This is a genomic window from Sedimentitalea xiamensis, from assembly GCF_030164465.1.
Taxonomy (GTDB): Bacteria; Pseudomonadota; Alphaproteobacteria; order Rhodobacterales; family Rhodobacteraceae; genus Sedimentitalea; species Sedimentitalea xiamensis.
In genome coordinates this window covers 1-21620 of record NZ_JASNJE010000048.1, presented here as the reverse complement: position 1 = coordinate 21620, position 21620 = coordinate 1, and the positions used below count along the sequence as shown (strand labels likewise).

General features: G+C 62.4%; 21 protein-coding genes and 1 tRNA gene. 12 read left to right on the top strand and 10 right to left on the bottom strand.

Annotated features, from left to right (window positions below):
• Positions 1 to 105 precede the first annotated feature (105 nt).
• A complete protein-coding gene (locus tag QO034_RS21930) occupies positions 106 to 2088 on the bottom strand; it encodes a type I restriction-modification system subunit M (RefSeq protein WP_284487653.1) in 1983 nt (660 codons plus the stop codon).
• A gap of 237 nt (positions 2089 to 2325) precedes the next feature.
• Positions 2326 to 2412, bottom strand: a tRNA-Leu gene (locus QO034_RS21925).
• 161 nt (positions 2413 to 2573) lie between these two features.
• Between QO034_RS21925 and QO034_RS21920 the strand changes: the two genes are divergently transcribed.
• Together QO034_RS21920 and lipB are read left to right on the top strand one after the other, a co-directional pair.
• On the top strand, positions 2574 to 3233 hold the full coding sequence (locus QO034_RS21920; RefSeq protein WP_284487652.1) for a DsbA family oxidoreductase: 660 nt from the start codon (positions 2574 to 2576) through the stop codon (positions 3231 to 3233).
• A gap of 39 nt (positions 3234 to 3272) precedes the next feature.
• On the top strand, positions 3273 to 3923 hold the full coding sequence (gene lipB / locus QO034_RS21915; RefSeq protein WP_284487651.1) for a lipoyl(octanoyl) transferase LipB: 651 nt from the start codon (positions 3273 to 3275) through the stop codon (positions 3921 to 3923).
• A gap of 144 nt (positions 3924 to 4067) precedes the next feature.
• Here lipB and QO034_RS21910 read toward each other — a convergent pair whose 3' ends face one another.
• Entirely contained in the window at positions 4068 to 4994 is a 927-nt protein-coding gene (locus QO034_RS21910) for a cation diffusion facilitator family transporter (RefSeq protein WP_284487650.1), read from the bottom strand.
• A gap of 99 nt (positions 4995 to 5093) precedes the next feature.
• Complete coding sequence (locus tag QO034_RS21905) at positions 5094 to 5516, bottom strand: HIT family protein (protein ID WP_284487649.1); 423 nt, start codon at positions 5514 to 5516, stop codon at positions 5094 to 5096.
• A 284-nt stretch (positions 5517 to 5800) separates the two neighbouring features.
• Here QO034_RS21905 and ctaD point away from each other — a divergent pair, with 284 nt between their 5' ends.
• From ctaD to QO034_RS21885, 4 genes are all read left to right on the top strand, one after another.
• Positions 5801 to 7474 carry a cytochrome c oxidase subunit I gene (ctaD, locus tag QO034_RS21900; RefSeq protein ID WP_284487648.1) on the top strand — a complete coding sequence of 558 codons (1674 nt, stop codon included), beginning with the start codon at positions 5801 to 5803 and terminating at the stop codon, positions 7472 to 7474.
• A gap of 181 nt (positions 7475 to 7655) precedes the next feature.
• On the top strand, positions 7656 to 8378 hold the full coding sequence (locus tag QO034_RS21895) for a SpoIIAA family protein (protein ID WP_284487647.1): 723 nt from the start codon (positions 7656 to 7658) through the stop codon (positions 8376 to 8378).
• The gene (locus tag QO034_RS21890; protein WP_284487646.1) at positions 8356 to 9114 is read left to right on the top strand and encodes an SGNH/GDSL hydrolase family protein; all 759 of its coding nucleotides are present in this window, start codon (positions 8356 to 8358) and stop codon (positions 9112 to 9114) included. Before QO034_RS21895 ends, QO034_RS21890 begins: the two co-directional genes overlap by 23 nt.
• Positions 9115 to 9199: 85 nt before the next feature.
• Positions 9200 to 9685, top strand: coding sequence for a DUF2244 domain-containing protein (locus tag QO034_RS21885; protein WP_284487645.1), 486 nt, complete (start codon positions 9200 to 9202; stop codon positions 9683 to 9685).
• A 45-nt stretch (positions 9686 to 9730) separates the two neighbouring features.
• Here the strand turns inward: QO034_RS21885 and QO034_RS21880 are convergent, their stop codons facing one another.
• Complete coding sequence (locus QO034_RS21880) at positions 9731 to 10204, bottom strand: GatB/YqeY domain-containing protein (RefSeq protein WP_284487654.1); 474 nt, start codon at positions 10202 to 10204, stop codon at positions 9731 to 9733.
• Positions 10205 to 10388: 184 nt separating this feature from the next.
• On the opposite strand from QO034_RS21880, the gene carA reads away from it, so the two are divergent.
• Together carA and QO034_RS21870 are read left to right on the top strand one after the other, a co-directional pair.
• On the top strand, positions 10389 to 11552 hold the full coding sequence (gene carA / locus QO034_RS21875; protein WP_284487644.1) for a glutamine-hydrolyzing carbamoyl-phosphate synthase small subunit: 1164 nt from the start codon (positions 10389 to 10391) through the stop codon (positions 11550 to 11552).
• Between the two features lie 103 nt (positions 11553 to 11655).
• Positions 11656 to 13542 (top strand): glycosyltransferase, encoded by a 1887-nt coding sequence (locus QO034_RS21870; protein ID WP_284487643.1) that lies wholly within the window; start codon positions 11656 to 11658, stop codon positions 13540 to 13542.
• 2 nt (positions 13543 to 13544) lie between these two features.
• Here QO034_RS21870 and QO034_RS21865 read toward each other — a convergent pair whose 3' ends face one another.
• The gene (locus QO034_RS21865; protein WP_284487642.1) at positions 13545 to 14198 is read right to left on the bottom strand and encodes a GntR family transcriptional regulator; all 654 of its coding nucleotides are present in this window, start codon (positions 14196 to 14198) and stop codon (positions 13545 to 13547) included.
• A 103-nt stretch (positions 14199 to 14301) separates the two neighbouring features.
• Between QO034_RS21865 and QO034_RS21860 the strand changes: the two genes are divergently transcribed.
• Complete coding sequence (locus tag QO034_RS21860; protein WP_284487641.1) at positions 14302 to 14946, top strand: pyrimidine 5'-nucleotidase; 645 nt, start codon at positions 14302 to 14304, stop codon at positions 14944 to 14946.
• Positions 14947 to 15099: 153 nt separating this feature from the next.
• Positions 15100 to 16296 (top strand): UbiH/UbiF family hydroxylase, encoded by a 1197-nt coding sequence (locus QO034_RS21855; RefSeq protein WP_284487640.1) that lies wholly within the window; start codon positions 15100 to 15102, stop codon positions 16294 to 16296.
• 70 nt (positions 16297 to 16366) lie between these two features.
• On the opposite strand, the gene QO034_RS21850 is transcribed toward QO034_RS21855, so the two are convergent.
• The 3 genes from QO034_RS21850 to QO034_RS21840 form a co-directional block, all read right to left on the bottom strand.
• Positions 16367 to 17494 carry an aminotransferase class V-fold PLP-dependent enzyme gene (locus QO034_RS21850; RefSeq protein WP_284487639.1) on the bottom strand — a complete coding sequence of 376 codons (1128 nt, stop codon included), beginning with the start codon at positions 17492 to 17494 and terminating at the stop codon, positions 16367 to 16369.
• Positions 17495 to 17620: 126 nt separating this feature from the next.
• A complete protein-coding gene (locus QO034_RS21845; protein WP_284487638.1) occupies positions 17621 to 18079 on the bottom strand; it encodes an Lrp/AsnC family transcriptional regulator in 459 nt (152 codons plus the stop codon).
• Entirely contained in the window at positions 18076 to 18531 is a 456-nt protein-coding gene (locus QO034_RS21840; RefSeq protein ID WP_284487637.1) for an Lrp/AsnC family transcriptional regulator, read from the bottom strand. The genes QO034_RS21845 and QO034_RS21840 overlap by 4 nt, the downstream gene beginning before the upstream one ends.
• 136 nt (positions 18532 to 18667) lie before the next feature.
• On the opposite strand from QO034_RS21840, the gene ilvC reads away from it, so the two are divergent.
• Positions 18668 to 19690 (top strand): ketol-acid reductoisomerase, encoded by a 1023-nt coding sequence (ilvC, locus tag QO034_RS21835; RefSeq protein WP_284487636.1) that lies wholly within the window; start codon positions 18668 to 18670, stop codon positions 19688 to 19690.
• A gap of 72 nt (positions 19691 to 19762) precedes the next feature.
• Here the strand turns inward: ilvC and QO034_RS21830 are convergent, their stop codons facing one another.
• Positions 19763 to 20443 carry an NYN domain-containing protein gene (locus QO034_RS21830; protein ID WP_284487635.1) on the bottom strand — a complete coding sequence of 227 codons (681 nt, stop codon included), beginning with the start codon at positions 20441 to 20443 and terminating at the stop codon, positions 19763 to 19765.
• Between the two features lie 183 nt (positions 20444 to 20626).
• On the opposite strand from QO034_RS21830, the gene QO034_RS21825 reads away from it, so the two are divergent.
• Complete coding sequence (locus QO034_RS21825; RefSeq protein ID WP_284487634.1) at positions 20627 to 21505, top strand: DMT family transporter; 879 nt, start codon at positions 20627 to 20629, stop codon at positions 21503 to 21505.
• Positions 21506 to 21620: the final 115 nt, after the last annotated feature.

The following is a 21620-nucleotide window of genomic DNA, read 5'->3' as shown; positions in this document are numbered from 1 at the left end:
AATCCCATGTCGATCACTCCTTCTCTCCCCGACCGATTCCGTCGGGGCAGCGTGTTCACATGGGTCAATTCTCAGTGGAAAATTATGGGGCTACCGGGTCACTTCTCAGCGGAAATCAACAACATGGGGTTTAACCTCGGCTTTCATGTAGGCATCAATGGCTGGTTTCATAAGCTCAACAACATCGCCATTCAGCTTGTTCTGCGGGTCCGGGCCGAATTGCATCGGCAGGGGCAGCCTCGTGCCCTCTGGCAACGGCACGTTCTCGGTATCGCGCAGCTCGGCATCGGGTTCGGGCTTGCCGCCCACCCATATGCATTCCTTGGCCTTCTGGTCCTTGTCACCGATGGTCAACCACAGTGTCTTGCGTACGGGCTTGCCCAGCTTGATGTCCAGATCGGCGGCGGTGGCGACCACATCGCCGTCAAAATCGGCAAGGTCCATGTATTTGCGGTCTGCGTCCATCGCTTCAACCACCGCCCACATGTCCGCGACCGGGTGCTTGTCGGGGTCGAGGTCATTCAGCCGTGCGATGCGCTCGGGCGTGGTTTGGAAGTTCATGCGCAGGGGGCGCTCCACAACGATGCGCAGGAAGCCGAATTCGTGGTTCTTGAAAATGCGTGAGACGGTGCGGGTTTCCTTCTCGCCCGTCTTCTTGTTCACCACCTCCTCGGCCTGTTCGCCGTCGCGGTAGTTGCCATAGATGCGGGTCAGGTCAGCGATCTGCCGATCCGCGATGCGGTGACGCTTGTTGTTCAGGCTCTTGTCCATCCGCTCGGCAAACAAGGTGCCGTCGATCAGTTGCACCTGTCCGCGCCGCTCGGGCGGTTTGCGGTTCGTGACCATCCAGACATAGGTGTAGATGCCGGTGTTGTAGAAGAGCTGTTCCGGCAGGCCGATGATCGCGTCCAGCCAGTCGTTCTCGATGATCCATCGGCGGATGCTGGACGGGCCACCGCCCGCGCTGCCAGAGAAAAGGGGCGAGCCGTTAAACACCACCGCAATCTTGGACCCGTCGCCGGGGTTATCGGGATCATCCGGGCTGGGGTGCATCTTGGAAATCATGTGCTGTAGGAACAGCAGCGACCCATCGTCGATGTCGGGCGTGCCCGCGCCGAAGCGACCGTTGAAGCCGAGCGTTTTGTGTTCCTTCTCGACGACCTTCTTCTGGTCCTTCCAGTCCACGCCAAAGGGCGGGTTCGCCATCATGTAGTGGAACTGGTGCCCCTCAAAGCCGTCGCCCGTCTTGCCGTCGCCCAGCGTGTCGCCAAGGATGATGTTGTCGGTTTCTTCGTCCTTGATGAGCATGTCCGAGCAGCAGATTGCCCAGCTCTCGTCATTGTATTCCTGACCGTAGAGCGCGAGGTTCGCGGCGTCGTTGCCCGCACGGATGTGCTGTTCGGAGACGGACAGCATCCCGCCCGTGCCACATGTGGGGTCATAGATCGTGCGGTATATACCCGGTTTGTAGACGTCCTGCTCGCCCGTATAGACGAGGTTCGCCATCAGCTCGATCACCTCGCGTGGCGTGAAGTGGTCCCCGGCTTCTTCGTTCGCCTGTTCGTTGAACTTCATCACCAGATGTTCAAACAGGTAGCCCATCTGGAGGTTGTCCACCTCGTTGGGGTGAAGAGGCACCGTCGCCATCTGCCGAACTATGTTGAACAGGCGGTTGCTGTCGTCGAGTTTCTGGATTTGCTCGGCGAAGTTGAACTTCTCGAAGATCGCGCGGGCCGGGGGGGAGAACCCGTTGATATAGGCCACGAGGTTGGGCGCGATGCTCTCGGCGTCTGCGGTCAGGCGGGCAAAGGTGTATTTGCTCGTATTGTATAGGGGCTGTTTTCGCTCAGGATCCGCGACCCGCGCCAGCATCCGCTCCATCGCCTTCTCGGGCGTGCCAGCCGCCTTGAGGCGGGTGTATTCGGCATGAACTCGGTCAATACTGTCTTCAAGCACGCAGTCCAGACGGCGCAGAACCACCATTGGCAACATGACGAGTCGGTACTGAGGGGGTCGGTATGGACCACGCAGGCGTTTAGCGATCTCCCAGATGTCTTCGGTGAGTTTCTTGTGCTGTTGAACGTTCAATTGGACTGCCCTGGACGTTTGTAAATTTGCACGTACAAGAACGTTACCTTCGAATGATGTCCACCGGTTTACTGCAACCAGTTGCAATTTGTGCCAAACATTAAGAAGGGTGTTGAGATAACGACCTGTGCCTGATCGGCGATGTACTCATTGGCAAACCGAAAGGTGGGTACGGGGGTGGACCAAAGAAGTCGTCACCCATCTAAGCTATTGAATTATATATACAATGCAGAGTAATGGTGCGGTCGAGAAGACTCGAACTTCCACGGGTGTTACCCCACAGCGACCTCAACGCTGCGCGTCTACCAATTCCGCCACGACCGCATTTGCCAAAGGCTTGGTGAAGCGCGTGATAGAGCATGCCGCGCGGGTTGTGAAGAGGCAAAACCGCTGAAATCGACGGGAACTTGATTTGACCGTCACGGCATCCTGTGACAGCGGTGAAATGTTGCCGAAAACGCCGATGAGCAAGGGAAACCTGCCCCATGCAATCCCCCGCCGATCCCCCTTCCGTGCAGATCGATATCGTTTCCGATGTGGTCTGTCCCTGGTGCATCGTCGGCTACAAACAGGTCGAACGGGCGCTCGCTCAATCCGGGTTGGCCGCCTATGTTCGCTGGCACCCGTTCGAACTGAACCCGGACATGGCGGATGCGGGCGAAAACCTCCGCGAACATCTTGCCGGCAAATACGACGTGACGCCGGAACAAAGCGCGATGGCGCGTGACCGGTTGACGTCTCTCGGGGCCCGTCTCGGTTTTGCCTTCCGATGGGACGACGACAAGCGGATCGTGAATACCTTCGGGGTGCATCAGCTTCTGGATTGGGCCGCGGGCCACGGGCTTCAGCACCCGCTGAAGCTCGCGTTGTTTGCGGCCTACTTCAGCGAGGGACAAAACGTGTCGGACCGGGAGGTGCTCGTATCGGTGGCCGCTTCGGTCGGTCTTGACGGCGATGCCGCGCGCGCGGTTGTGACGACGGGGTCGCATGCGGAGGAGGTGCGCAGGAAACAGGCGTTCTGGACCGGCAACGGCATTTCCGGTGTGCCGACGATGGTCTTCGGTGGAAAATACCTGCTGACCGGTGCCCAGGGCATCGACACCTATGCAGAAGTTCTTCGGCAATGCAGGTCTGACACGGCCTGACCCCTTCCCCCGACACAAGACAGGCGCTAAGCAGCAGCGATGGTTGACTGGATCACATCGGACGGGCTGACGGACTACAATTCAGCCCTTGCCTTCATGGAAGACCGCGCCGCCGCCATTGCCGCGGGCACGGCCCCGGAATGTGTCTGGCTGCTGGAACACCCGCCGCTTTATACCGCCGGAACCAGTGCCCGGTTGCAGGATCTGACCGATCCGGACCGGTTTCCCGTTCATCAGACCAGGCGCGGCGGACAATACACCTACCACGGACCCGGACAGCGCGTGGTCTATGTCATGCTCGATGTCGGCAGGCGGGGCCATGACGTGCGCCGTTTCGTTCAGCAACTCGAAACCTGGGTGATCGCGGCGCTTTCGGAGTTCAATGTGACCGGGCACATCCGCGACGGGCGCGTCGGCGTCTGGGTGCAACGCGACGACAAGCCGCTCACCGCGAATGGCGCCAAGACCGAGGACAAGATTGCCGCCATTGGCATCCGGCTGCGAAAATGGGTCAGTTTTCACGGCATCTCGATCAATGTCGAACCCGATCTGGAGCACTTCAGCGGCATCGTGCCCTGCGGCATCACGGAACACGGCGTCACCAGCCTCGTGGACCTGGGCCTGCCGGTGACAATGCAGGACGTGGACGTCGCCCTGCGCCGAAGTTTTGCGACGGTATTCGGCGACTGACCGCGCCTCGCCTTGCAAGGCCCCCTGCTGGAAGGCGTGCGCCTTCGATTGCAAAGGGCGCCGGCGCAAGCCGCGTTTCCCGGTCATCCGCCCCGTGGCGGGCAGCCTGCCACCCGCGCATCGCCGCGGCCGATGAAACCTGTTCTACCCGGCGCCCGTGCCGTGCCCGATGCGCTTCGGCGCGAGGCAGGCGTGGGCCGCGCATTCCATTTCCAGCGTGCTGTGGGCGATGCCGAACCTCTGATCCAGCATGGCCTTGACCTCTGCCTTGATCGCATCCGCCTGGTCCCAGCACCCTGGCGCGATGACGAGATGCGCCCCGAGCGCAGCGACGTGTTCCTGCATCGCCCACAGGTGCACATGATGCACCTGACGCACGCCCTGCACGGTCTCGATCGCCAGGGCCACGTCTTCGCCGTCCAGATCCTGCGGGGTGCCAAGCATCAGCACCCGGATCACGCCGCCGGATTCGGCCTTGACATGCCACAGGATATAGCCGGCGATCAGAAACGTCACCAGCGGATCGACCCAGACCCAGCCCTTGAGGATCACGAAGGTTCCCGCGACGATCACCGCCACCGACCCCAGCGCATCCGCGAGGTTGTGCAGAAACGCGGCGCGGATGTTCATGCTTTCCCGCGCCATCCGATAGGTCAGCGCGGCCGTCACGAGATCGACCAGCAGGGCGATTGCGGCGATCCAGACCACCAGCCATCCATCGATCGGCTGCGGATCGAATACCCGCAGGATCCCTTCGTAGACGAGATAGAGGGCAAGCACGACCAGCGTGGTATAATTCACCAGCGCGGCGATCACCTCGGCCCGGCCATATCCGAAACTCATCTCCGCATCCACCGGCCTGCGGGCAATCCGGCGCGCGGCGAAAGCGATGACCAGCGCGATTGCGTCGGAGAAATTGTGCAGCGCATCGGCGATCAGGGCCAGGGACCCGGACAGAACCCCGCCGACCACCTGCGCGACGGTCAGCCCCATGTTCACCGCAATCGCGCCTGCCAGGCGCAGGTCGCCGGTATCCGCGTGCGCATGGGTATGGGTATGATCGTGCGGCATCTCCCCGCTCCTTCACCGGTGTTTCCGCCCATGCCGCGGCGATGCGCCTGACGATGGGCCGTCGTCCCCGTGCCGGACGAGGTCACGCAACCGGCGGGTTCAGGTCCTTTCCACCGAGGCGCGCAATTTCGCGGCGTTGGCCTTGATCACCGCGGAATCTTCCATCTTTCCCGGCGGTCGCATGGATTGTCCGGCGTGTCGCGGCAGAACGTGGAAATGCAGGTGAAAGACCTCCTGCCCGCCATCCGCCTCGTTGAACTGCTGGATCGTCACTCCGGTTGCCCCGAAGGCCGCCATCGCGGCGTGCCCCATCTTCTGGACCGTCCGCATCACCGAAGCCAGTTGGTCCGGCGTTGCGTCCAGCACGTTGCGGCACGGTGTCTTGGGAATGACCAGGCAATGCCCGTCCACGCGCGGCATGATGTCCATGAAGACCAGCGTGTCCTCGTCTTCGTAGACCCGCTCGGACGGGATCTCGTCGCGCAGGATCCTGGCGAAAATGTTGTCGGGATCATAGCTCATCCGCTGTCCTTTCTCACACCGCTTCTGTCGGTTTGTGATCCCCGCCAGAGCCGCCGTCAAGGCCCGCACCTGATCCGCTGCCGTTTCAACCATCCGGAAAACTCCGGAAATCGGGGCGGCGCCAGGACATGCCCGCGCGAACCCGACGGCAAGAGGGCGCGGCAATTTATCTTGATCCAGATCAAACTCGGGCATTGAAGCGGCCTTCTCAGCATTCTAGAAACGGAATGGAAAACCGCGCGCCGCATCCCCGGCGTGCGCTCAATTGCAACAGGAGGCGCCAAATGGCCGACGCAGCCATTCATGGTCACGAGCACGAGGATCAGCGAAGCTTCTTCGTTCGCTGGTTCATGTCGACAAACCACAAAGATATCGGAATTCTCTACCTGGTGGTATCCGCTCTGGTAGGGTTCATTTCGGTGGCGTTCACCATCTACATGCGCCTGGAACTGATGGAACCCGGCGTTCAGTACATGTGCATGGAAGGCGCCCGGATGATCGCCGATTCGGCGGCGACCTGCACGCCCAACGGGCATTTGTGGAACGTGCTGATCACCGGTCACGGCATCCTGATGATGTTCTTCGTGGTGATTCCGGCCTTGTTCGGCGGGTTCGGGAACTATTTCATGCCGTTGCAGATCGGCGCTCCGGACATGGCCTTCCCGCGCATGAACAACCTGTCGTTCTGGCTTTATGTGTTCGGCACCACCCTGGCGGTCCTTTCGGTCCTGTCTCCCGGCGGCAACGACCAGGCCGGTTCGGGCGTCGGCTGGGTTCTCTATCCGCCCCTTTCGGTGAACGAAGGCGGCATGTCGATGGACTTCGCCATCTTCGCCGTCCACGTATCGGGTGCGTCCTCGATCCTTGGCGCGATCAACATGATCACGACCTTCCTGAACATGCGGGCGCCCGGCATGACGCTGTTCAAGGTGCCGCTGTTCAGCTGGTCGATCTTTGTCACCGCCTGGCTGATCCTCCTGTCGCTGCCGGTTCTGGCGGGCGCGATCACCATGCTGCTGATGGACCGCAACTTCGGCTTCACCTTTTTTGACCCCGCGGGCGGCGGCGATCCGGTGCTGTACCAGCACATCCTGTGGTTCTTCGGCCACCCGGAGGTCTATATCGTGATCCTGCCCGGCTTCGGGATCATCAGCCACGTCATCGCGACCTTCAGCCGCAAACCGATCTTCGGGTATCTGCCGATGGTCTGGGCGCTGATCGCGATCGGGGCTCTGGGCTTCGTCGTCTGGGCGCACCACATGTATACCGTGGGCATGACCCTGAACCAGCAGGCCTATTTCATGCTGGCGACGATGGTCATCGCGGTGCCGACGGGCGTCAAGATCTTCTCGTGGATCGCCACCATGTGGGGCGGATCGATCGAGTTCAAGACACCGATGCTCTGGGCCTTTGGCTTCCTGTTCCTGTTCACCATCGGCGGCGTCACCGGTGTTGTGCTCAGCCAGGCCGCCGTCGACCGTTATTACCACGACACCTATTACGTGGTGGCGCATTTCCACTACGTGATGAGCCTGGGCGCGGTCTTCGCCATCTTCGCGGGCATCTACTTCTACCTGCCCAAGATGAGCGGCCGGATGTATCCGGAATGGGCCGGCAAGCTGCACTTCTGGATGATGTTCATCGGGGCCAACCTCACCTTCTTCCCGCAGCATTTCCTTGGCCGCCAGGGCATGCCGCGCCGCTACATCGACTATCCCGAAGCGTTTGCCTTCTGGAACTACTGGTCGAGCTGGGGTGCGTTCCTGTCCTTCGCGTCGTTCCTGTTTTTCTTCGGGATCATCGCCTACACCCTGCGTTCGGGTGCCAGAGTGACCGAGAACAACCCGTGGAACGAATATGCCGATACGCTGGAGTGGACCCTGCCCTCGCCGCCGCCCGAGCATACGTTCGAGCAGCTTCCGAAACAGGAAGACTGGGACAAGGGCCACGCCCACTGATCGCCCGGCATGGCATCACACCTTAAAGAAAGCCCCGGAGTTCTGTCTCCGAGGCTTTTTTCTTGCCCGGATCGTCATGCCCCCGCACGCATGACGCGGCCGGGTTCCCCTCGCCTGCTTGCATGGGCCGCGAGACCGCATAGATTGGTTGGACAACGCGACGTTTCATTGGAGGTGTCAGATGATCGAGATTGCCCCGGTATCGCCGGAAGGCATCCTTGAAATCCGGATGACAGGGACGCTGAACAGCGAGGACTACGAGAAAATACTCGCGCCCGCCATGGACGCGGCGCTGGCCGATCATGAAAGGCTCAGGCTGCTGGTCCGGATCGGACCGGGGTTTGACGGCTTGACCGCGGGTGCTGTCTGGTCCGACGCCCGGCTTGGCCTGCGGCACTGGTCCGGTTTCGAACGCATCGCCGTGGTCACCGATGTCGACTGGATCGCCACGATGGTCAAGATGTTCGGCTTTGCGCTGCCGGGTCCGGTGCAGATCTTCGAACAGGACGAAGGGGACGACGCCCGCCGCTGGCTGTCGGAATCCCTCGGCAGCTTTCACATGAGCGATCTCGGCAACGGAATTCTGCACGTTCAGCTCCTGGGGAAGCTGGATTCGGCGGCGTATGAGCGCGGAGAAGAGGCTCTGGATGCCTATATCCGCGATCACTCCGATTTCAAACTGTTGCTGGACTTGCGGGAATTCGACGGATGGCAGGGTCTCGGGGCCTTGGGCGACCATCTGAAACTGGTTCGCGACCACCGCCACATTCCGACGCGGGTGGCCGTGGTCGGGGACGAAGACTGGCAGAAACTGGCGGTGAAACTGATGCGCCGTTTCATTTCCGCCGAAAGCCGGTATTTCGACGAAGACCGGTTTGAAGATGCCAAACGGTTCCTCGCCTGACGGCGTGGCAAAGCGGCGCACGGTTGCCGGCCCCGAACTGGCGTTGCGCGCCCTCTTGCTGCCCGTGCTGGCGCTTCAGGCTGTCCATGTGCGGCACAAGGCGCTGATCCTGCCTGAAGCCGCGGGCGAACGCGCCGGAATCGCTGGCAGCGGACCTGACCTGCGTATCCTCGTGCTGGGCGACTCCTCGGCTGCGGGGGTCGGGGTCGCGACGCAGGACGCAGCGTTGAGCGGGCAGTTGGCCAAGGGGCTGGCGGACCGGTTCCGCCTGCACTGGGCGCTGGATGCGAAGACCGGGGCGACCACGCGATCGACGTTGGCGAGGCTGGCGGAAACCCGGCCTTTTCGGGTCGATGCCGCTGTGCTGGCGCTTGGCGTGAACGACGCGACCCGTCTGGTGCGAACACGCCGCTGGCTGGCGGATCAACTCAGGCTCTACGACATCTTGCGCCGGGACTACGGCGCCAAACGCCTCTATGTCTCCGGCATGCCGCCCTTGGGACAGTTCACGCTCTTGCCGCATCCCCTGCGATGGGTCATCGGTCGCCACGCGGAATCCCTCGACACGGCGCTGCAACACATTCTGTCCGGGCAACCGGACTGCACCCATATCCGGTTCGACCTGCCGCTTGAACCCGGTCTCATGGCAGAAGACGGCTTCCACCCCGGTCCGGTCATATATCGGGAATGGGCGAATATCCTGGCGGCGAGAATTGCACGGGATTTCGCCGGGTAACACATTCGGACATCACAATTTACGGCAACCTCATTGCGCCCCCTTTTCCCCAGGATCATGGACTTGCTAACCTGACTTCCGAAACATGCCGTATTCTTGGACCTCGCCAGCCCCATCCCCCGACAGTCAGGTGCTTCGGCTCTGGCCGCATCAATCCCTGCCGCCAAAGGGATATGCCGCGTTTATTCTGGGCACCTTTTCCCTTGTGCTGATTCCGCTGTTCACACTGCTCGGGAGCGTTCTTCTCTGGGGAATCCTGCCTTTCGTCCTGCTGGCGATTGGCGGCGTTTGGTATGCGCTGGACCGAAGCCACCGGAATGCCCAGATCCTGGAGGTGCTGACCCTGACCGGAGAACGCGCGCATCTCGTCCGTCACGACCCAAAGGGGACGGTTCAGGAATGGGACTGCAACCGGTATTGGGCGGAACCGCGAATGCACGAAACGGATGGCCCGGTCCCCCACTACGTAACGCTCAAGGGCGCTGGCCGCGAGGTCGAGATCGGAGCCTTCCTGTCCGAAGAGGAACGGGTCGCCCTCTACCACGATCTCGTGCGCGCCCTGCGCCGGTGAAGGCGGCGGGTCAGGCGGAAACGCGCATCCGGGTGACGGCCGGATTCAGCCGGTGCAAAGCTGGTTTTTGACCATCGGACCGACCTTGCCGAAATCCATCTGCCCGGTGTACTTGCCCTTGAGTTCGGCCATCACCTTGCCCATGTCGCGGATGGAGTCCGCGCCGGTCTGTTCGACAGCGCGGCGCACGGCAGCGGCGATTTCCTCGTCGCTCAGTTGTCTCGGCAGAAATTCCTCGATGATCGCGATTTCCTGCTGTTCGCGCTCCGCCAGATCCAGACGACCGCCTTCCTCATAGGCGCGCGCGCTTTCCTGCCGCTGCTTGGTCATCTTGCTGAGAATGGCGAGAACCTCGTCGTCGCCGACACCGCTCGCCTGTGTTTCGGCGTCGCTGCCCCGAGATGCGATTTCCTGATCCTTGATCGCCGCACAGATCAGCCGCAGCGTCGACAGACGCGTCGTCGCCTTGTCTCGCATTGCCTGTTTGAGGGCGACATTCACCCGTTCACGCATGTCCATAAATGCCATTCCATCCCCATGGAGTTCGAAACTCGGACTGTATAGAATCAAAAAGCCGTGCACAACCATATGCGCGACCGGGTAAGTTATTGATTTTTCATCAAGTCCCAAAAATCAACCAGACTTGACCCTCTGTCGCGCGCCGCATAGTTACCCGTTGTCAAAACCCTCCGGAGAGTTGCCCATGACCCATCCAGCCGCGTCCAAGCCCACTGCATGCCTGGCCCTGGCAGATGGCAGCCTGTTCTACGGCACAGGTTTCGGCGCGACCGGGCAAACGGTCGCCGAACTCTGTTTCAACACGGCCATGACCGGGTATCAGGAAATCATGACCGATCCGTCCTATGCGGGGCAGATTGTCACCTTCACCTTTCCCCATATCGGCAATGTCGGCATCAATCCGGACGATGACGAAACGGCCAGCCCGGTGGCGTCCGGCATGGTGGTGAAATGGGATCCGACCGCGTCCAGCAACTGGCGGGCGGCCGAGGAGCTCAAGATATGGCTGGAACGGCGCGGCAGGATCGCGATCGGCGGCGTGGACACGCGCCGCCTGACCCGCGCGATCCGGCAACAGGGCGCGCCCCACGTGGCGCTGGCCCATGATCCGGACGGGAATTTCGATGTGGCCGAGCTTGTCGCCAAGGCGCGTGGCTTTGCTGGCCTGGAAGGCATGGATCTGGCGAAGGACGTGACCTGTGCGCAGTCCTACCGCTGGGACGAGATGCGGTGGGCCTGGCCGGACGGCTACGGCCGCCAGGAGTCGCCCAGGCACAAGGTCGTCGCGGTGGATTACGGCGCAAAGCGCAACATCCTGCGCTGCCTCGCAAGTGCCGGATGCGATGTCATCGTGCTGCCGGCCACTGCAACCGCCGACGAAGTTCTGGCCCATGAGCCGGACGGCGTGTTCCTGTCCAATGGCCCCGGCGATCCCGCGGCCACCGGCGTCTATGCCGTTCCGATGATCCGCGAAGTCCTGAACAGGACGGATATCCCGGTCTTCGGCATCTGCCTTGGGCATCAGATGCTCGCGCTCGCGCTGGGGGCAAGGACCATCAAGATGAACCATGGCCACCATGGCGCCAACCATCCGGTCAAGGACATGGAGACCGGCAAGGTCGAGATTACATCGATGAACCACGGTTTCGCGGTCGATGCCCAGACCCTGCCGGAGGGCGTGATCGAAACCCACTGTTCGCTGTTTGACGGGTCCAACTGCGGTATCCGCATGGCCGACCGCCCGGTCTATTCGGTGCAGCACCACCCCGAGGCAAGCCCGGGTCCGCAGGACAGTTTCTACCTGTTCGAACGCTTCGCCGAAGCGATGGCCGCGCGGGCGACCGCCTGAACACCGTCGCGGGCGGTCGAAATTCTCTTTCGGTTTAACCGGCGGTTAACCCTGCCGGGCCACGGTACGGCAAAGAATTGCTCTACCGTGTTGGACCGCTCAAATGAGCTTTCAGAACCTGCGAATGCTGGCAACGGACACGATTCCGGATCGCCATGTGGAACGGCGTCAGCCGCTTGGCAGGTATCTCGTCGACAGCGGCGTCATTGCGCCTGATCAACTGATCAGGGCGCTGCATCTGCAACTGACCCTCGGCGCTCCGATCGGCGAAATCCTGGTATCCGAAGGCTGGGCGGAACGCACCGACATTCAGGCCGCGCTGGCCCGCCAGCACGACATCCAGAGGGCGGATCTGGACCTTGAAAAACCGGACTCCGCGCTCTGCAACCGGATGCCCTATGCGTTCTGGCTGCATCACCGGGCCGTGCCGTGGATGCGGATCGGAAGCACTGTTCTCATCGCCACGCACAATCCGCACCGGTTTCACGAGGTTCGCGCGGCCCTCGCGGACACGTTTTCGAACGTCCTGCCGGTGCTGGCCAGCGATACCGACATCGACGCGGCGATCGAAGAAAGGTTCTCCGCGCCCATGGCGCGGGCGGCCGGGCAGCGTGTCGCGCCTCGGTTCAGCTGCCGCACCTGGAAAACCGGAAATCGCCTGGTTCTGCCCGCCGTTCTCGGCATGGCGTTGCTCGCGCTGGTCTCCTTTCCCGTGCAGGTCCTGGCCCTGTTGAGCCTCCTGGCGATCCTGACTCTCCTTGCCTTTTCGGTGCTGAAGCTCGCCGGGACGCTCGCACATCTGATCAGCCATCGGCAATTGGTCGCGCCGCCCGTTCCCGCTCCGCCCGCCCCCCCCGTTCGCAAACCGAAGGTCTCCGTCCTGGTGCCCTTGTTTCACGAACGGGAAATCGCCGGCGCCCTGATCGAGCGTCTGGAACGCCTGACCTATCCCAAGGCCCTGCTCGATGTCATCCTGGTGCTGGAGGAAAAGGACGACATCACCCGCAAGACGCTTTCTGAAACAACGCTTCCGGCCTGGATCAGGGTCATCCAGGTGCCTGACCACGACGGGCTCACAACCAAGCCGCGCGCCATGAACTACGCGCTGGATTTCTGCCGCGGCGATATCATCGGCGTCTGGGACGCCGAGGATGCCCCGGCCCCGGACCAGATCGAACGGGTCGTCGGGCAATTCGCCACCGAACCCGAAGACGTGGTCTGCCTTCAGGGCATTCTGGATTACTACAATCCGCGCACGAACTGGTTATCGCGCTGTTTCACCATCGAATACGCAAGCTGGTTCCGCGTCGTCCTTCCGGGTATCGCACGGCTGGGTCTTGTCGTGCCGCTTGGCGGCACGACACTGTTCTTCAAACGCGACAAGCTTGTCGAACTCGGCGGATGGGACGCCCATAACGTGACCGAAGACGCGGACCTCGGCGTGCGCCTGTGCCGCGCGGGATACCGGACGAAACTTATCGATACCGTCACTTACGAGGAGGCCAATTGCCGGGTCTGGCCCTGGATCAAGCAGAGATCGCGCTGGCTCAAGGGGTTCATGGTGACGTATCTCGTCCACATGCGAAACCCGCGGCAGCTGCTCGCCGATCTGGGTTTCTGGCGGTTTCTCAGCCTTCAGGCCTTCTTTGTCGGCACCTTGACGCAGTTTCTTCTTGCCCCCGTGCTATGGTCCTTCTGGCTGATCCTTCTGGGCGCGCCACACCCCGTTCAGACACTGGTTTCGGCAGAAACGGCAAGCGCGGTGATGGGGTTCTTCCTCGCCGCGGAGCTTCTGGTGATCGGCATCGGACTCATCGCCGTGTCGGCGCCGGAACGCCGGTTTCTCATGGGATGGGTTCCGACGCTGATGTTCTATTTCCCGCTGGCGATGGTCGCCGCCTACAAGGCGCTTTATGAGCTGGTTCTCAAGCCCTATTACTGGGACAAGACGCAGCACGGGCACGCGGCATCGGAAATGCCGCATTCGTGATCTCAGCCGGATCTTTCCCGCGCGTTGGCGTCCTGTTTCAGCCGGGTCATGAAAGCGACCGAAATATGGTCCTGCAGAGCCTTTTCGGCACCGGCTTCGTTCCGCGCCTCGATGGCAGACACGATGCCGTCATGTTCGCTTTGTGCGATCTCGCCGCGCCCCTGCGCCGCCAACGAGGTCGTCGACATCAACGCCATCGTCCGGTGCACCAGATCCAGCTGCTGCACCAGGTAGCGATTGTGCGATGCCAGGTGAATCTGCTTGTGAAAGCGGCGGTTGGCCCGCGCCAGGGCGGGCGGGTCGTTGACCAGCGCATCGTCCGCCGCCACCATCGACCGCAGGACCGCGATTTCCTCTTCGTTGGCGTGACGCGCCGCCAGCCGGGCCGCCAGTCCTTCGAGCTCGCGACGCACCACGTAAAGTTCGGCCATCTGGTTGTGATCAAGCGAAGCAACGATAAGAGACCGGCCGTCCCGCGCCAGCAGAGATTGCGTTTCCAGCCGTTGCAGGGCCTCGCGAATCGGGGTGCGCGACACCCCGAAACGATCCGCGAGGTCACTTTCCACCAGCCGGTCTCCGGGCTTGTAGATTCCCATATCGATCGCTTCCAGGATCATGCTGTAGGCATCTGTCTGTAACGGCTTGGTCTGAGTCATCCGGTCATGTCTTGTTGCGGCACCTGATCCTGTCTACAGGGCCGCGTGGTTTGCGATCAACCCTGCCGTTGATTTGATCGCGGCGCTGGCCTAGATCGAAGCCATGGTTAAAGCATCGTTTTCACATGTCACCGCCTGGGTGTTCGATCTCGACAACACCCTGTACCCGCCCCAAGCCCGGCTGTTCGACCAGATCGAGGTGCGGATGACGCAATACGTGATGGACGCGCTCGGTGTCAGCCGGCCCGAAGCGGACCGGCTGCGCAAGTACTACTGGCGTTCCTACGGCACGACTCTCGCGGGGCTCATGCGCGAACACCAGGTGGATCCGGCGCCCTATCTCACCAGCGTGCACGACATATCGGTCGACCACCTGGAAAAGGATCTGGACCTGTGCGCCCATATTGCCGAACTTCCGGGCCGGCGGATCGTCTACACCAACGGCAGCGCCCCCTATGCGGAACGCGTGCTCGCCGCGCGGGGTCTGGATGGCCTGTTCGATGCGATCTACGGCGTCGAACATGCGGGCTTCCGTCCCAAGCCGGAACGCGAAGCCTTCGAAGCCGTCTTTGCGCTGGACGGCATGGACCCGGTTCGCGCCGCGATGTTCGAGGACGACCAGCGCAATCTCGCGGCGCCGCATGCCTTGGGAATGCGCACCGTCCATGTCGCGCCACAGGCCCATGCGGCGGAGCATATCCACCATTATACCAACGACCTGACAGGGTTTCTGAAAGCCCTGGTCTGACTCCCTTGCCCCCGGTGTTCTACGGCAGCAAGGGAATCTTTGGGAAACCTGCGACGGTGCTTCGTCCCCGACTGGTTCCGATGCAGGACAGGATGTCGCTTGGCCTTGGCGGATCGCCAAGCTTATGCTGTGCGGACAAGCGAGGAAAATCCAATGGCCGAAACCTGTGACATCCTGATCTCCGGCGGCGGCGTGGCCGGGCTCACAGCCGCCGCGGTGTTCGGGGAAGCCGGCTTCTCGGTGATCTGCGTCGATCCGGCTCCACCGATCACCCGCAGGGACGACGCCGGATCGGACCTGCGCACCACCGCGATCCTGCAACCGGCCCGGTCCTTGCTCGAGCGGTCCGGTCTGTGGGTGCGGCTGGCGCCTCATGCGGCGCCGCTTCAGATCATGCGGATCATCGATGCGGGCGGGGACACACCGGCACCGCGCCTGGCCCGCGACTTCAACGCCGCCGACCTGTCCGATCAGCCGTTCGGCTGGAACCTTCCCAACTGGCTGCTGCGCCGTGAACTGGTCGCCCGGATCGAAAGCCTGCCGAACGTCGATTTCCGGCCCGGAACCGGAACCGCCTCTCTCTTCACCCGCGAGACCGAGGCCCGCGTCCGGCTGAGCGATGGCACCCGCATCGGAACACGATTGCTGGTGGCAGCTGACGGGCGCGATTCCCCGATGCGGCACGCCGCAGGCATCAAGGTGCACACAATTCGATACGGACAGAAGGCGCTGGCCTTCGCCGTGACCCATCCCGTTCCGCATGAAAACGTGTCGACTGAAATCCACCGCAGCGGCGGCCCTTTCACGCTGGTGCCACTGCCGGACCATGACGGGAATCCCTCTTCGGCCGTGGTGTGGATGGAACGCGGTCCGGAAGCGGTGCGGCTCTTGCGCATGGAAGAGGCCGAATTCGAGGCCGCGATGACAGAGCGGTCCTGCCATATTCTGGGGGATCTGAAACTGGCGACTCGCCGCACGGTATGGCCGATCATCACCCAGCACGCGGAACGGCTGTCGGCGGAACGCGTCGCCCTGATGGCAGAAGCCGCCCATGTGGTGCCCCCGATCGGCGCGCAAGGCTTGAACATGTCACTGGCGGACCTGCGCGTGTTTCTGGATCTCGCGCTGGCCCGGCCCGAGGGTCTGGGCGACGCGGATATGCTGGAAAGCTTTCACCGTGCGCGGATCCGGGACATCCGCATGCGGGTGCGTGGCATCGACATCCTGAACCGCGCGTCGATGATGGGCAGCCAGCCCCTGCGCGATGCCCGTGCCCTGGGCCTGAACGCGTTGTATTCCTTCGCACCCGTGCGCCGCACCCTGATGCAGATGGGGCTGGGCGTCAGGTAGGGCGCGAACGACAGGCTTGATGCGATCCGGAACGTCGTTTCGGACCGCATCGGCCAGGACAGAAACTCTGTCAGAACAACTGGTTCAACACACGCTGGAGCCTGCCGAGCGTCGCGTCCACGTCATAAAGCTTGTCGAGCCCGAACAACCCCAGCCGGAACGTGCTGAAATCGGCCGGTTCATCGCATTGCAGCGGGACTCCGGCGGCGATCTGCATGCCTTTGGCCGCGAATTTCCTGCCGTTCTGGATCTCCGGATCCTGGGTATAGCTGACCACCACCCCCGGCGCGCCGAAACCGTCCGCCGCCACGGACACGATGCCCTTGTCCTTCAACATGGCGCGCACCCCGTCGCCCAGTGCCCATTGCGCTTCGCGCAGGCGGTCGAGGCCATAATCCCTGGTTTCCAGCATCGTATCGCGGAACGCCCGCAGGCTGTCGGTGGGCAGGGTCGCGTGATAGGCGTGGCCGCCGTTCTCATAGGCCGCCATGATCTGACGCCATTTCTTCAGGTCGATGGCGAAACTGTCCGATGTGGTTTCTTCCAGCCGGGCTTCGGCACGGCTCGACAGCATGACGAGACCCGCACAGGGCGAAGCGCTCCAACCCTTTTGCGGCGCGCTGATCAGCACGTCGACCCCGGTTGCGCGCATGTCGACCCCGATGCAGCCCGACGCGATGCAATCCAGCACCATCAGCGCGCCGACCTCATGCGCCGCCGCGGCCATGGCGGTGATATAGTCGTCCGGCAGGATCACGCCGGCGCTGGTTTCCACATGCGGGGCAAAGACCACATCCGGTTTCGTGGCGCGGATTTCGGCAACCACCTCTTCGATTGGCGGCGGCGCAAAGGGCGACGGGCTGGAATTGCCGGTCTGGCGCGCTTTCATCACGACGGATTGGGCTGTCAGTTCGCCGGATTCGATGATCTGGCTCCAGCGGTAGGAAAACCAGCCATTGCGCACCACGAGCACCTGCTTGTCGCGGGCGAACTGGCGCGCGACGGCTTCCATTCCGAACGTGCCGCCACCGGGAACGACAACCACCGCATCGGCATTGTAGACCTCTTTCAGCAGACCGGAAATGTCGCGCATCACCTGCTGGAAGACGGCCGACATGTGGTTGAGCGAACGATCGGTAAAAACGACCGAGAATTCTTCGAGCCCTTCCGGGTCCACGGTATCGAGCAAAGCGGTCATGGCGGTCTCCCTGTGTTACGAGACATGTGCATACCCTGCCCTGCCCCGGCTTTGCAAAACCTGTTTGCGGGCCTAATGTCGCGGCTGGCCGGCAGGGTCCGAAAATGGTCTCCGTGGCGGGGCCGGTCAGCCGATCGGTCCGGGCCTGCGTTCTTCGCTCAGCAGCACGTTGGCCTCCAGGTCCCCGGCTCCCGGCAGCGCCATGATCCGACGCCGCAGGACTCGCTCGAAATCGGACAGGTCCCGGGCCACCACACGCAGGCGAAAATCGTAGAGTCCCAGAACGTGCTCGACGGTCTGGACCTCGGGAATGGCGCTGACAGCGCGTTCGAAATCATCAAGGCTCACCTGTCCCTTGCGGGCAAGTTTCACGCCCAGAAAGACCGTCACCCCGAACCCGAGGGCTTCGGCATTTAGCCGCAGCCGGCGCCCACGGATGATTCCCGTTGCTTCCAGCCGCTTGATCCGACGCCAGGTGGCTGGCTGCGACAGGCCGAGCGCCCGGCCCAACGCCCCGGCGCTTTGAGATGAATCCCGCGCCAGCGCCTGCAGGATCTGGCGGTCCGTTTCGTCAAGGTCGATCACAGCGGCAGCGCCTCGTCACTCTTGATTCTTGCGATATGCATCAGCGCCTCGATATCTGCGATATGCGGCAGGGTCAGGATCTGGTTGCGGTAGATCTGCTGGTAATGCGCCATATCCCGCGCGATCACCGACAAGCGCACATCGACCCGCCCGAGAAAGGTCTGGATCTCCAGGACCTCCGGAACCTCCCTGGCGGCGACAATGAAATCGTCAAAGGCCCGCGACTGGGTCTTGTCCAGAGTGATGCGCAGGCTGACTTCGACGGCATATCCCATCGCGGCCCAGTCGATGATCGCCTCCTGCCCCAGGAGGATGCCGACCTCCCGCATCCGGTCGAGCCGGCGCAGGCACTTGGACATCGACGCCTTTGTCCGTTCCGCCAGTTCGGCGCCCGACAAGCTGGGGTCCGCCTGAAGAAGACGCAGCAGGCGGCGATCGAGATCATCAAGCATGATTTTTCCGTAATTGATGGCTTCTGAAAATGAAAATTGCATACTTCTGGAAAAATATCTACTCCGCCCCTCTCACATTCCGCAGAGTGACAGGATAAACCCGGCGCATCACATCTGACCCGAAAGGACCATCATCATGCGCGTCTATTACGATCGCGACTGCGACATCAACCTGATCAAGGACAAGAAGGTCGCCATCCTCGGCTATGGCAGTCAGGGACATGCCCATGCGCTGAACCTGCGCGACAGCGGCGCCAAGAACCTCGTCGTCGCCCTGCGCGAAGGCAGCCCGAGCGCAGCCAAGGCCGAAGGCGAAGGCCTGCAGGTCATGGGTATCGCCGAAGCCGCCGCCTGGGCCGACCTGATCATGTTCACCATGCCCGACGAATTGCAGGCCGAAACCTACAAGAAATATGTCCATGACAACATCCGTGACGGCGCCGCCATAGCCTTCGCCCACGGGCTGAACGTGCATTTCGGACTTATCGAGCCCAAGCCCGGCGTCGATGTCATCATGATGGCCCCGAAAGGCCCCGGCCACACGGTGCGTGGAGAATACACCAAGGGCGGCGGCGTGCCCTGCCTGGTCGCTGTCCACAATGACGCGTCGGGCAAGGCCTTGGAAATCGGCCTGTCCTATTGTTCGGCCATCGGCGGTGGCCGGTCGGGCATCATCGAGACCAACTTCCGCGAAGAATGCGAAACCGACCTGTTCGGCGAGCAGGCGGTGCTCTGCGGCGGTCTGGTCGAATTGATCCGGATGGGATTCGAGACGCTGGTCGAAGCGGGCTATGCACCGGAAATGGCCTATTTCGAATGCCTGCACGAAGTGAAGCTGATCGTCGACCTGATCTATGAAGGCGGCATCGCCAACATGAACTATTCGATCAGCAACACGGCGGAATACGGCGAATATGTCTCCGGTCCCCGTGTGCTACCCTATGACGAAACCAAGGCGCGGATGAAGGCGATCCTGACTGACATCCAGACCGGCAAGTTCGTGCGTGACTTCATGACCGAAAACGCCGTGGGCCAGCCGTTCTTCAAGGGCACGCGCCGCCTGAACGACGAGCACCAGATCGAAAAGGTCGGCGAGACCCTGCGCGGCATGATGCCGTGGATTTCCGCCGGCAAGATGGTGGACAAGTCCAAGAACTGAGCGGGGGTGGCGGGGTGATCCCCGCCCTACCGTGGATCGAGGCGGCCCTCCCCCGTGCGGGGAGGGCCGTTTTCATGTCTGCCGCACGAAACCGGCTTTCCTGAACCGAACATGTGCGTCGGGACCCCTTGGGTCGAGGTCGAACAGTGTGTCTCGGGCGGACAGATAGGCACGCCAGGTACGTTCCGGCAGGGTGCTGATCCTGATGTCGTGCCGGGCGCGCATCAGCGCGTTGAGCTCCGTGACCCGGACGCCCGAACCGTTCTGACTGTGGCAGGCAATGGTATCGCGCAAGCGCAGGTCGAGGTCGCTGATGCCGCTGTCGGGACCGGGTGCAGCGGCACAGGGTGTTTTCTCAGGCGGTTGCAAGGTCACGAAGCGGGTGCAGGCGGTTCGAAACGCCTCCGGGGCCTTGGCTTCGCCGATGCCGATCACCGTGCGACGGCTCTCCCTCAACCGCGTTGCGAGATGGTGGTAGTCGCCGTCCGAACTGCCGATCACGATCTCGTCGAGACCGTATGCAAAAGCCGCCTCCATCGCATCGATGGTCAACAAGATATCGGTCGCGTTCTTGCCAACGCCGGAATGGATCGCGCGGAAGCGGGGATGCGCGTCCCAGCGAGGGATTCTCGTGATGTCGCCATAAACGCGCAGGATGTCGGGTGCACCCACGGGCTGCAACGCGCGCAGGATCGCCCCGGCGTGATCCGGGCTGACGTTTTCCCCGTCAATAAATACCGCGATGCCCGCCATTGCGCTTGCCTCACTGCCTGTCCCCTGCGTGGTCTGACGAAGCAAAAAGGCCCGAAGAAGGCGGAAATCGGACATGGCGCGGGCGCAAAGGCCAAGATAGGAAGACCCAACCCATCCGCAACGCAGCCAGAGGAGGAATGCGTCCTGTCAACGGAGACCGATATCACCGCCAGAAGCTGGGCCATGGTGGCGACGCTGGGCTTTGTCTGGGGCGGCACCTTCCTGGTGATCGAGGTGGCGCTGGAAGGGATCACGCCGTTCTGGCTGGCGGCCTTTCGGATCGGGTTCGGGGCGTTCCTGACCACGCTGGTCTGGCAGATGCGGGGCGGTGCGCTGTTCGCAGCGCCGGTGGACGGCGGCACGCGGGTCAACCTTGTGGCGGTGGCCATGATGAGTTCCGCCCTGCCTTTCATGCTGATTTCCTGGGGGCAGCAATATGTCACCGCCGGCTTCACCGGCGTCTCGATGGCGAGCGTCGCGCTGATCGTTCTTCCCTTGGCGCATTTCCTGGTGCCCGGCGAGCGGATCACCTGGCGCCGTGCGCTCGGATTCGTGATCGGGTTCATCGGGGTGGTGATCCTGATCGGCGGTCATGCGTTCGAGAGCACCGGCGTGGCGCTGGAACTGCCCGGTCGCATGGCCTGCGTGGCGGCGGCAAGCTGCTATGCGGTCAGCTCGATCCTGATGCGACGACTGCCGCAGGTCGATCCGGTCGGGCTCTCTGCGGTGCTGCTGCTGATCGGTTCGGCCTTCGTTATCCCGCTGGCGCTTGCGGTCGAAGGGCCGCCGCCCGCAGTAGATGCGCGCACCCTTTGGGTACTGGCCTTCCTGGGGCTGATCCCGACGGCGGCGATGAATCTTTTACGGGTGCAGGTGGTGCGCACCGCAGGGCCGGTTTTCATGAGCCTCGTCAACTACATGGTGCCGGTCTGGGCGGTGGCGCTGGGCGCATTGCTGCTGGGCGAACCGCTCCCGCCTTCGCTACTGTGGGCGATGCTCCTGATCCTGATCGGCGTGGCGCTGAGCCAGTATGGCGCGCTCAGCCGGCTGTTTTCGCGCTAGGCGGCGTCTTCATTAAAGGGATTCCCTTGCTGGCAAGTTTCTGATTCAAGATCGAAAACGGAGGCGGTCTTGAGCAGACGAACCCTGACAGACGCGCAATGGGCGCGCATCGAAC

Bases quoted from the DNA above. Each gene is read 5' to 3' on its own strand.
- QO034_RS21920 (WP_284487652.1), top strand. From the start codon at position 2,574: ATGCAATCCCCCGCCGATCCCCCTTCCGTGCAGATCGATATCGTTTCC.
- QO034_RS21910 (WP_284487650.1), bottom strand. From the start codon at position 4,994: ATGCCGCACGATCATACCCATACCCATGCGCACGCGGATACCGGCGAC.
- QO034_RS21865 (WP_284487642.1), bottom strand. From the start codon at position 14,198: ATGACTCAGACCAAGCCGTTACAGACAGATGCCTACAGCATGATCCTG.
- QO034_RS21890 (WP_284487646.1), top strand. From the start codon at position 8,356: ATGCCAAACGGTTCCTCGCCTGACGGCGTGGCAAAGCGGCGCACGGTT.
- QO034_RS21840 (WP_284487637.1), bottom strand. From the start codon at position 18,531: ATGCTTGATGATCTCGATCGCCGCCTGCTGCGTCTTCTTCAGGCGGAC.
- QO034_RS21860 (WP_284487641.1), top strand. From the start codon at position 14,302: ATGGTTAAAGCATCGTTTTCACATGTCACCGCCTGGGTGTTCGATCTC.
- QO034_RS21855 (WP_284487640.1), top strand. From the start codon at position 15,100: ATGGCCGAAACCTGTGACATCCTGATCTCCGGCGGCGGCGTGGCCGGG.
- carA (WP_284487644.1), top strand. From the start codon at position 10,389: ATGACCCATCCAGCCGCGTCCAAGCCCACTGCATGCCTGGCCCTGGCA.
- lipB (WP_284487651.1), top strand. From the start codon at position 3,273: ATGGTTGACTGGATCACATCGGACGGGCTGACGGACTACAATTCAGCC.
- QO034_RS21870 (WP_284487643.1), top strand. From the start codon at position 11,656: ATGAGCTTTCAGAACCTGCGAATGCTGGCAACGGACACGATTCCGGAT.
- QO034_RS21885 (WP_284487645.1), top strand. From the start codon at position 9,200: ATGCCGTATTCTTGGACCTCGCCAGCCCCATCCCCCGACAGTCAGGTG.
- ilvC (WP_284487636.1), top strand. From the start codon at position 18,668: ATGCGCGTCTATTACGATCGCGACTGCGACATCAACCTGATCAAGGAC.
- ctaD (WP_284487648.1), top strand. From the start codon at position 5,801: ATGGCCGACGCAGCCATTCATGGTCACGAGCACGAGGATCAGCGAAGC.
- QO034_RS21830 (WP_284487635.1), bottom strand. From the start codon at position 20,443: ATGGCGGGCATCGCGGTATTTATTGACGGGGAAAACGTCAGCCCGGAT.
- QO034_RS21895 (WP_284487647.1), top strand. From the start codon at position 7,656: ATGATCGAGATTGCCCCGGTATCGCCGGAAGGCATCCTTGAAATCCGG.
- QO034_RS21825 (WP_284487634.1), top strand. From the start codon at position 20,627: ATGGTGGCGACGCTGGGCTTTGTCTGGGGCGGCACCTTCCTGGTGATC.
- QO034_RS21905 (WP_284487649.1), bottom strand. From the start codon at position 5,516: ATGAGCTATGATCCCGACAACATTTTCGCCAGGATCCTGCGCGACGAG.
- QO034_RS21850 (WP_284487639.1), bottom strand. From the start codon at position 17,494: ATGACCGCTTTGCTCGATACCGTGGACCCGGAAGGGCTCGAAGAATTC.
- QO034_RS21880 (WP_284487654.1), bottom strand. From the start codon at position 10,204: ATGGACATGCGTGAACGGGTGAATGTCGCCCTCAAACAGGCAATGCGA.